This window comes from Methylobacterium sp. J-076 (genome assembly GCF_022829405.1).
Lineage (GTDB): Bacteria > Pseudomonadota > Alphaproteobacteria > Rhizobiales > Beijerinckiaceae > Methylobacterium.
Genome location: NZ_JAKSXW010000135.1, coordinates 1 through 8,590 on the forward strand (window position 1 = coordinate 1; position 8,590 = coordinate 8,590).

At 70.8% G+C, this 8,590-nt stretch carries 7 protein-coding genes and 1 rRNA gene; 2 read left to right on the forward strand and 6 right to left on the reverse strand.

Annotated elements, in window-relative coordinates; translation table 11 throughout:
* On the reverse strand, nucleotides 1-211 hold a 211-nt coding region (locus tag MKK53_RS25600; protein WP_313901564.1), incomplete at its 3' end, for a motility-associated protein.
* Between the two features lie 455 nt (nucleotides 212-666).
* Between MKK53_RS25600 and MKK53_RS17970 the strand changes: the two genes are divergently transcribed.
* Entirely contained in the window at nucleotides 667-2,106 is a 1,440-nt protein-coding gene (locus MKK53_RS17970) for a carotenoid oxygenase family protein (RefSeq protein WP_243930084.1), read from the forward strand.
* 103 nt (nucleotides 2,107-2,209) lie between these two features.
* Here MKK53_RS17970 and MKK53_RS17975 read toward each other — a convergent pair whose 3' ends face one another.
* From MKK53_RS17975 to MKK53_RS17995, 5 genes are all read right to left on the reverse strand, one after another.
* On the reverse strand, nucleotides 2,210-2,845 hold the full coding sequence (locus tag MKK53_RS17975) for a methyltransferase domain-containing protein (RefSeq protein ID WP_243930085.1): 636 nt from the start codon (nucleotides 2,843-2,845) through the stop codon (nucleotides 2,210-2,212).
* Nucleotides 2,846-3,096: 251 nt separating this feature from the next.
* Nucleotides 3,097-3,693: a PilZ domain-containing protein gene (locus MKK53_RS17980; protein WP_243930086.1), complete on the reverse strand. Its 597-nt coding sequence runs from the start codon at nucleotides 3,691-3,693 to the stop codon at nucleotides 3,097-3,099.
* Complete coding sequence (locus MKK53_RS17985) at nucleotides 3,690-6,428, reverse strand: diguanylate cyclase domain-containing protein (RefSeq protein WP_243930089.1); 2,739 nt, start codon at nucleotides 6,426-6,428, stop codon at nucleotides 3,690-3,692. Before MKK53_RS17985 ends, MKK53_RS17980 begins: the two co-directional genes overlap by 4 nt.
* Entirely contained in the window at nucleotides 6,428-6,625 is a 198-nt protein-coding gene (locus MKK53_RS17990) for a hypothetical protein (protein WP_243930087.1), read from the reverse strand. Before MKK53_RS17990 ends, MKK53_RS17985 begins: the two co-directional genes overlap by 1 nt.
* A 765-nt stretch (nucleotides 6,626-7,390) precedes the next feature.
* A complete protein-coding gene (locus MKK53_RS17995) occupies nucleotides 7,391-7,609 on the reverse strand; it encodes a hypothetical protein (RefSeq protein WP_243930088.1) in 219 nt (72 codons plus the stop codon).
* Between the two features lie 864 nt (nucleotides 7,610-8,473).
* Here MKK53_RS17995 and MKK53_RS18000 point away from each other — a divergent pair.
* Nucleotides 8,474-8,590 (forward strand): 16S ribosomal RNA (locus tag MKK53_RS18000); the annotation flags it as partial.

The window sequence follows — 8,590 nt, forward strand, 5'->3', positions numbered from 1 at the left end:
CGACGTTGCCGATGATGAAGGCCCCGATCGCGGCACCGAGGATGATGACGAACTCGAAGGGCTGCCAGAGGACTTGCAGGTGGCCGCCCATCTGCGCGTAGCTGCCGAAGACGCAGCCGAAGACGATCAGTGTGCCGACGAGCAGCCGCATGATTTGCCATCCTGGCGTGGCGGCAGAGATGGCCCACGCGACGCTACCGATGGGGCGCATCGTCTCACCGGGCCTCTAACTCCCTGTTTCATCCCGTGCGGCATCACGCCGATACCGTGCCGGATTTAGTCTCATTCCGCGGACTTTCTGCACACCGCCACAGGCATTCGCGCGGACAATGACGTCCGGTCACTCATTCTGAGCAATGTCCAGCGTGACGGGCGCGATCTCACCGGGGGGGCTGATCGGTTCTCACCGAAAATTCGCGCGCTCTGATCGAATAGGCGCCCTTGTGCGCCGCCGTCCAGGTCTCGCTCCCGAGCGGACGGTCTCCCAACCACCCCTCCGAGACGCCCGCTGGGCCGGACGCGGCGGCCGAGGATGGACGAAGGCAGGCGGCCTGCTTTCGCGTATGATGCGCCGCACGGCGGAGGGGGCGTCCTGCGGTGGGGGGGCCGGACGGCCTCGCCTCGCGCACGGACCCTGTCTGCCATCTGAACCGGGTATCACCGCCGATGCCGAACCGCATCCAGTCGGCCTTCCGCGCGGCGGCCGAGGCAAGTGTCGGCCTGTGGGCCGCCTGCAACCGGTTGCGCCTGCCCGGATCCGCAAACCCCTTCGTGGTCGGTGTCCACGAGCCGATGCGCGAAGAGCTGACGCTTGCGGACCTCCCCGTCACCGGGACGATCCCGCCGGGGCTCGACGGCCTCTACCTCAAGATGGGGGCCAACCCCGTCCGACCGGCGACACGGGGCCATGACTGGTTCCTCGGCGACGGCATGGTGCACGGCCTCGCCCTCGAGGGCGGCCGGGCGCTCTGGTACCGCAACCGCTGGATCGGCTCGCGCACGGCCGCGGCGGCGCTCGGCCGGCCGCCCGCCTCCGGGCCGCGGCGGGGCGGCAACGACACGGTCAACACCAACGTCGTCGAGATCGGGGGGCGCATCTTCGCCGTGGTGGAGGCCGGCAGCTTCCCCGTCGAACTCTCGCAGACCCTGGAGGCGCAGCGCTACAATCCCTTCGACGGGACGCTCGCCGGGGCCTTCACCGGCCATCCGCACCGCGACCCGCTGACCGGCGAGACCCACGCCATCGCCTATGACGGCCGGGTCTGGGACAGCGTCCGCCACGTCGTCGTCGCGCCGACGGGGCGGGTCGTCAGGGACGTGCCGGTCGCGGTCGAGCATGGCCCCTGCATCCACGACTGCGCGATCACGGCGCGGTTCGTGATCGTGCTGGACCTGCCCGTCACGTTCTCGTTCCGGGCCCTGCTCGCCGGATACCGCTTCCCGTTCCGGTGGAATGCCGCGCACAAGGCCCGTGTGGGCCTCCTCCCCCGGCGAGGCGACGGGGCCGACATCCTCTGGTGCGATGTCGAGCCCTGCTTCGTCTTCCATGTCGGCAACGCCTACGACGATGCCGACGGGCGGGTGATCCTCGACGTCGTCGCCTACGAGACCGTGTTCACCTCGGCCGGAGGCGGCCTCGACAGGCCCGGCCGGCTCGAACGCTGGACGATCGATCCCGCCACGGGGCGGGTCGCGCGGCGGGTGATCGATCCCGCGGCGCAGGAATTCCCGCGCATCGATGAGCGGCGCCTCGGGCAGCCTCATCGCTACGTCTACACGGTCAGCGTCCCCGCCGACGGCAACACGCAACTCGCCGGGGCGACGCACCTGTCCAAGCACGACCTGGAGACGGGCACGCGCCGCGTGCACGACTTCGGCCCCGATCGGGTGCCCGGGGAGTTTGTCTTCGTGCCGGCCCATGCCGGGGCCGGGGAGGACGAAGGCTGGCTCGTCGGGCTCGTCATCGACACCGCCGCCGACACGACGGACTTCACCGTCCTCGATGCGCGGGCGTTCGAAGCGCCACCCCTCGCCAGCGTCCGCCTCGGGCACCGGATCCCGCCGGGCTTCCACGGCAACTGGTTCCCGGCGCGCGCCCCGGCGTGAAGGGCCCGGTCCGGCGCCGGCCCGGGCTCACCCCGTCCGGATCGCCGTCCCGGCGGTCGGCCGGTGCGGACGCGCCATGACAACCGGCCCGATGCCGGGCTCCTCACCCGGCGGCGGTCCATCCGATCACGGCGGTCAGGGGGTCGCCGGGCCCCCCCTCGGGCTTGAGGACGCGTCCTTCGATGCGGGCGAAGCCGGCGCGTTGAAGGTACAGCCCGACGAGCTGGGCATGCCCCGCGCCGTCAAGGGCATTCCAGATGGCGACCGCCTTGGTCGGGAAGCAGCGGTTCGAGAAGCTGATCACCACCGGGGCGCCGGGGCGCAGCACGCGCGCGATCTCGGACAGGACGGCCACGGGTCGCTCCAGATACTGCACAGAGGCGCAGATCACCGCGGCGTCGATGCAGCCCGTGTCGAGGGGCAGGCCCGGCTCGGCGTTGAGGTCCTGGACGAAATACCGGGTCAAGCGCGGATTGGCGGCGAGTTCTGCGGCGTTCAGGCCATGACCGGCGACGCTGGCATAGGCGACTTCCTCCGGCAGATGGCTGACCCAACTCGACATCAGATCGAGGACGTCGCCGCCCTCCGGGACGATCTCCCTGTAGAGTTCGGTCACGGCGGTGATCGCGGCGGCATCGATATGGGTCACGAAGCGCGGTTGCGCGTAGAACAGGGGATCGGGGGCGCGGTCGTGCTTGGCGAATGCGTCTGGCGGAAAGTTCGGGAACTCGTGAGCCATCGTCGCGCGTACCTCCGGATCGACAGGCGTGCCAATCCCGACAGTCGGTCTGCGAACGGGGGACTGGATGCGGGTGTAAAGAGAGCGGGCCCCCTGCCAGGGTAGATATCCACGTCGCCGCACGGCCGAACCGGCTCGCCTTCCTCGTCCGTCTTCCGACCGAAGGACCCTCGCTCCGGAACGAGGGTCGTCCAGGGGCAAGGTCGAGGGCATCTCGACTTTGGCCCCGGTGTGGAAGTCCCGGCGTGGGGTCAGAGCACCACGCTCGGGTTGAACGTCTCGTCGGTGAAGGGCAGGCGGAAGCGGACCGCGATCACGCCGTCCTCCGCGCGCACGAGCACGGCGTAGCGCTTGCCCACCGTCACCGGCATGCCGGCGAGCCACGCATGCGACGGCCCGGCATCGGCGGGGAGGCGGATCCGCGCCCCGCTCTTCGACAGGTCGTCGATCTCCCCCTGTGCGTTCCGTCCGTCGGACAGGCGGACCGTCACCGCGCGGTGGACCGGGACGATGCGCGGGGTGCCGCGCTGGTCGCCGCGGGCGGCCTCGCGCGAGACCAGCCATGCGAGCCGCGCCCTGATCCGCTCCCGCCGCACGTCGCACAGGTCCGGGATCAGGGCGAAGCCCGCCTCGCCCGGGGCGCCGACGCGCCCCGGGATGACGCCGATCCGGTCGAGCCGGCACAGGGCCCTCTGGCCCCGGCGGCCCCCGGCCGCCGTCACGATCAGGATCGCGTCGGGGCCGCCGATCCGCGCCCGGCAGAACGCCTCGGGCCCGCCCGCCACGGCCACGCGCCCATCGACATGGATGGGCGGGCCGGCCCGCCCGTCCGGAGGCTCCGGGCTCATGCCGCATCCCTCACGCGCCCGTCGAGGAGGAAGGCGCGGGCGTCGTCCGCGGCGAGGGGCCGGCTGAACAGGAAGCCCTGCACCTCGGTGCAGCCCTCGCGGCGGACGATGTCCAGCTGCTCCCGGGTCTCGACGCCCTCGGCGACCACGCCCATCCCCAGCCGCTCGCCGATCCCCACCACGGCCCGCACGATCGCCGCCGCATCCGGGTCGGCGATGTCGCGCACGAAGGCCCGGTCGATCTTCAGCTTGTCGAAGGGGAAGCGCCGCAGGTAGCTCAGGGACGAGTAGCCCGTGCCGAAATCGTCGAGGGCGATGCAGCCCGTCGTGATGTCGATGACCGGCTGGTAGACGAGGAAGAAGTCCCCCCTTCGGATCGCCTCCTTCATGTCGAGGGCCAGCAGGCTCCGGGTGGCGCTGCGGGCATGCGCCTCGGCCTCGTAGAGCCGGTAGGTGTTCCGGCCCGCGGCCTTGGCCTCGTACAGGGCCGTGTCCGCCCGGCGGAAGACCTGCTCGGCCGTCAGCTCTTCGCCCGTGGCCAGGGCCACGCCGATGCTGATCCCGATGTTGATCGCGTTCCCGTCGAGCTGGAAGGGCTCGCCCAGGGCGGCGATGATGCGCCGGCAGACCCCCTCGGCGGTGTGGTCCTCCCCGAGATCCCTGATCACCACGGCGAACTCGTCCCCGCCGAGCCGGGCGACGAGGTCCCCCCCGCGCAGGACAGACCGGATGCTGTCGGCCACGAGGCAGAGCAGGCGGTCGCCGGCCGAATGCCCGAACGTGTCGTTCACGGCCTTGAAGCGGTCGAGGTCGCAGGCCAGCACGGCGTAGCCCCGGCCCGCCTCGGCCGCCCCCAGGACCTCATGCAGGTGCTGGTTGAACAGGTTGCGGTTCGGCAGGTTCGTGAGGGCGTCGTGCAGCGCCATGTGGGCGACGCGCATCTCCGCCTCCTTGCGCCGGGTGATGTCCATCATCGTGCCGACCATGCGCAGGGGACGTCCCTCGGCCGAGCGGGTCATCACCCGGCCGCGGGCCAGGACCCAGATGTGGCCGCCCTCCGGCGCCACCCGCCGGTACTCGACCTCCATGGCCGGGCTGTGCCCGTCGAGGTGCCGGGCCAGCTCCTCGGCGAAGGTCCCCCGGTCGTCCGGGTGCATCGCCGCGTACCAGGCCTGCCGGGGGCGGGGGGGCGACCCGATGTCGACGCCGACCTTCGCCCGCCAGCGGTCGGAGACCCACAGGGCGTCCCTGGGGATGTCCCAGTCGAACAGGCCGTCCTCGCCGCTGTCGAGGGCCAGGGCGAGGCGCTCCTCGCTGGCCTCCAGCAGGGCGGCGCTCTCGCGGAACTTCCGCTCGATCTCGCGCCGGTCGGTCACGTCGAGGTGCAGGCCCACCAGCCGCTGCGGCCGCCCGGCCTCGTCGCAGAGGACCCGCCCCAGGGTCTGGACCCAGCGGAAGCCGTTCACCGCCGCGGCGTCGTAGGTGCGGAACTCCGCGTCGAGGACCGTCTGCGTGGCGATCGCCTCGCCCGTCTTCTCCCACACCCCCGGCAGGTCTTCGGGGAAGACCCGCGCCTCCCATTCCCCGATCGAGAGGGCGAGGCCCTCGGCGCCGGCCGGGAGGGGCAGGCCGTGCAGGCGGGCGTTGCGCGCCGACAGGTGCAGGCGGCGGGTGCGGATGTCCCAGTCCCACATGCCCGCCTCGGCCGCCTCCTGGGCGAGGCCGAGCAGGGTCGCGGTCTCGCCGAGCTTGCCGTAGGCGGCCAGCATCCGCCACAGCAGCGGCGCGCTGAGGGCGAGGGCCCCGAGGAGCAGGGCCGCCGCGAGGCCGCCGAGGCTCCACAGGGTCCGCGCCAGGGGCGCCTCGAAGGCTTCCTGGGTCATGCCGACGCGGATGCCGAGCCCGGACCCGCCCAGGGTGCGATAGGCGATCCGCAGGGGCGTGCCGTCCACGCCGTTGCCGACCCAGACGCCCCGCCCGTCCGGACCGGTCATCGGGCGCGTGACGGTCTGGCCGATCGTCGCCCGGCTCGTGGCCGAGCGGCCGATCACCCGGCCGTTCCGGTCCACGATCACGCCCATCAGGTCGCCGCCGATGCTGTGCCCGGGGAGCAGCGCATCGAAATCGGAGGGGTGGAGCACGGCACTCCACACCGCCTTCACCGCCCCGTCGCGCATGGCCGGCACGTCGATCAGCACGGTGGGCCCGCCTTCCCCGCCGATCAGGTCCGTGACCGCCGGCCGGTCGCCCGGGGAGGGCGGGGGCAGGGGGAAGGGGACCGCCGACGGGCCATCCGCGGTGGTTCCGGCGGAGGTGAGGAGGATGCGGCCGGCGCGGTCGCGCAGCAGCACGCCGGTGCCGTGCGTCTTCGAGAGCCCCTTGGCCTGCGCCTGAAGGCCCGCGAGGTCGTCCCGGTCCAGGGCAGGGGAGGCCGCCAGCACCTGCAGGATCATGATGCGGTCGCCGACGAGGCGCCCGAGATCCTCGCCGATCCGGTCGGCGAGTTCGGCGATCCGCGCGTCGGAGCGTGCCTGCTCGCTGGCGACCCAGCTCCGGCCGATCAGCGCGCAGAGCACGACGAAGGGGATGATCAGGCACAGGGCGAAGACCACGTGCGGGACGAGGATCCGGCTCGCCGCCCCCCAGGCCTGCGGGCGAAGGCGAGGGGCGCGCCCCATCCCCGGAGCGCGCGGACGGAGGGCGAGGCCGCGCAGGAGGGTGGCGAGACGCGTCATCACGGCCGGACCCGCTCATCGAAGGTGTCGGGGGTGGAGGGTGCGAGGGGCGCGACGGCGAGGCCGCCTTCGCTCGCCCGCACCCCGGTCGCGGAATGCGGGCCGACCCGCCTACGCCCCCCGGCGAACGGCCCGTCCGCCGCGACGGAGCCGATGGCCGGCTTCGGGCGTTCCAAGCCGGTGGATCCCGCTCCCATCGTCGTCTCTCGCGTTCCCCGACGGACGCCGCGGGTCGAGCCGCAGCGGAGAGATCCGATCCGTATCGGGCCGCTCAGGACGGCCTAATTGGACAATCGTTCTCACAAGGATCGACGATGGAACCGAGTGATTACTTGAGGGTGAATGCGCCTATTTAGCCGGCAGGCGCTATATTCAAAATACCAGCGAATTTGACTTGGAAATTTGACGGGAATCCGAACCGAACCGGTCGGTGGCAGCGCTGGATTGCGAAGCCTGCACAAGGGTTTGGGCGCCCTCGCCACGGCAGCTCGCCACATCGCCGCAGCGCGGGTGCGCCGGTGAAGGAGGGGCGAACCGGCCGCGATGGGGCGGACCCAACTACTTGGTGTGCGACGTCTTGCCTCGCAACGATAAGCGATTCAGTCTTCGATTGTATGTTTGGATACGCAACCCATTCTGTGGATGCGCAATAGAGCTGGCAGTACACGTGGGGAAATAGAGTTCGGAAGATCCGCGACGCCGCCCCGGTCCCGGGCGTCCCGGTCCGGATGGCGGCGCCCGCCCGCCCGCGGAGGCGGGATCCCCTCTGGCTGGAATCGCAGATCGTCCGCGCGTGCCGCGGGTCGCGGTCGATGTCGCCCCCGGGCGGAGCCGGTGGCTTGCCAGCTTTGCTTGGAGTGCATGACGCCCGGCGTCCCCGGTGACGGCTCGGCGCTCGGGGGAGGGCGCGGCGGCGAGGCCAGCCGGCAGGCGGGTTGGGGCGATGGGGCGGAACGCGGGCCTCAGCGCCTGCGCACGCGCGTCATCAGCGCGAGGGCGAGGCTGATCATGGCAGTGGAGGCGGCGAGGATCGCGGCCTCCCGTGGCATGAGGGTGAGGTCGGCGTGGCCGGTCGTGGCCAGCCACACCATGCAGAGAAGCATCGCCACCGGGACGCTGAAACACAGCGCGATGATTGCCACCACGAACATCTCCCCCCCGACGGCTGTCTCGCCTCTCATGCAGACATCACGTTTCACGTCCACGATGCGCGCGGATTCAAATATGTTGAAAAACCGCAGATTTCATCGCGATGGCGGTGGCGAACGAGTGTTATTCACAGTGGACACTACGAGCAGGCAGGCCTGATCGCCGTGATCCACCGGCGGGCTGCCGGCCCATCTCCGAAAAAGGCGGCGGCCGAACGCGCTGATCTCCCCGGGCCGGCCCCGTGTCCGCCCATGACGCAGCCCCGCGCAGGCGCGCGCAAGGCCGGGGGGGGGAGGGGAGGGTGTCGCCCCACCGCGGCCCCGCCCTCGGACGAGGCGGGGCCGGAGGGGTCGCCGGCACCACGGCGTCCCACTGTTCACCCTCTGAGGCGGGCGGGCAGGGCCGCATGACGCATCCCACCCCCGCCGACGGCCTCTCCCCAACCCGCCGGCCCGAGGCTATCGTCCCCATCCCGCGGCGCACCGACCTGTCGGGGCGCGGAAGGAAGCCGGCTGAGATTTTTGCCGACGCCCTCCCGGACGCGATTGACAGCCAAATCCTGCCGGCCTATACGGCGCCTCCCGACGCGGTGCCGAAGAAACGGCGGGGCGCCGGGACAGACTTTCGAAAGCAACGACAAGCAAACAGAGGCACTTGCCAACGTCGTTTGAAGTTGCTAGAGACTAAATGGCTCGCTGAAACGAGCGGCGCTCTTTGAAAAGTAAATCTGAGAAAGAGAAACGCGGACGGCGTTTGTCCTTGCGGATCTGGCGAAAGCCGGATCGTGAGAAGACTAAGCTGTCCAACGTTTCTTTACTCACAGTGTTTGAGCGGAAACGCTCAAGCCGATTGTGAGTCTTCGTCGAAATGTTGTGATCAGCTGAGATCAGCTCTTTTAACGTGAGAGTTTGATCCTGGCTCAGAGCGAACGCTGGCGGCAGGCTTAACACATGCAAGTCGAGCGGGCACTTCGGTGTCAGCGGCGGACGGGTGAGTAACGCGTGGGAACGTGC